At 55.0% G+C, this 1,238-nt stretch carries 1 protein-coding gene; it reads right to left on the minus strand.

The window, feature by feature from the left end:
• Positions 1-19: 19 nt before the first annotated feature.
• Complete coding sequence (locus tag ACVW0Y_RS23845; RefSeq protein WP_457441871.1) at positions 20-991, minus strand: IS110 family RNA-guided transposase; 972 nt, start codon at positions 989-991, stop codon at positions 20-22.
• Positions 992-1,238: the final 247 nt, after the last annotated feature.

The raw sequence follows: 1,238 nt of genomic DNA on the forward strand, positions 1-1,238 counted from the left end.
GTAGATACCGTCTTGCCCATCAGTGAGCAAGCGCCTTTTGCGCATCGAAGGGTTGTCCCGATTTGAGTACGCCGTAAGCGATGTGCAGCAACTTGCGCATCGCTGCGCAGATGATCTGTTTTCCTGTTTTGCCACGTTCGCGAAGACGTTGAGCCAAGGCTTGGACAGCCGCATTGCAGCTCAGCGATACGATGCCCGGCATATACAAGCAAGCGCGTAAGCGCGATGAGCCTACCCGAGATATCCGCACGTGGCCTCGGTAGTTACCTGACTCCTGGAGGCGCGGATTTAAGCCTACGAAGGCAGTTATGGCCCGCGCATTGTCGAACCGCAGCGGGTCTCCTAATTCGGCCAACAGTTGAGCAGCAGTCAGTTTGCCGATGCCATCAATCGTGGTCAGCAAGTCACGCTTGCTCCGCAGATCCGGGTCGTCGTCGATGTGGTCACGGATATGCTTTTCCGTTTCGGCGATTTGAGTAGCGATATGTTCAAGCATGGATTCGATGGACGGACGCACGTTGCTAGACGCTACTTCCAGGCGATTGCGCTCCATCTGCTGAAACTCCTGAAGATCTTTCAGACGTCGAAGCAGAGCACGCAGGTGTTTTGTCGCCTTGGGCTCCGGCTGCCAGGCACGTAGCTGGTCGACATGGCGCAAACCATAATCGGCGATCAGCTTCGCATCGACTTTATCGGTCTTGACCCGCTGCAGTTGGCTCTTGGCATAACTCGAAATCTGCGCCGGGTTCATCACGCAAACCTTGAACCCCAAGCCATACAGATACTCAGCCAGCGCTTCGTGATAAATGCCCGTGGCCTCCATCACGACCCAGGCCTCTGGCTCACTGTGCTGTTGCAACCAAGCCTGAAAAGCCTCAAAACCGGCCGGCTTATTAGCTAGCTTGGCCTTGGTGCGGTACTTGCCATTGGCTTGTAGCGTGGCAATGTCGAAACTGTCTTTGGCAATGTCGATGCCGATGATGCTGCTCATAATCTCTCCTCATCTCGCTGGATAGATCATCACTGCACTCGGTCCTACCTTGTGAATACTGGCTCCCGCAAAGCGTGGCCTTAGATACCGTTCGGACTTGTCGAGTGAGTGTGGAGGGCTGAAGCACCATCTACAACGCAGGCTCTTAAGGCCTAAGGGTGTGCCCGGCTTTCAAAACCCTCCCCCGATGATCAGTCGGAGACTATCTCCTCTTTCGAGGAGGAGTCGAGATACAAGGGTGTGCTGT

Source organism: Pseudomonas sp. TE3786, assembly GCF_054057335.1.

Excerpts from the sequence above, each read along its gene's own strand:
- ACVW0Y_RS23845 (WP_457441871.1), bottom strand. The coding sequence starts at position 991 with ATGAGCAGCATCATCGGCATCGACATTGCCAAAGACAGTTTCGACATT.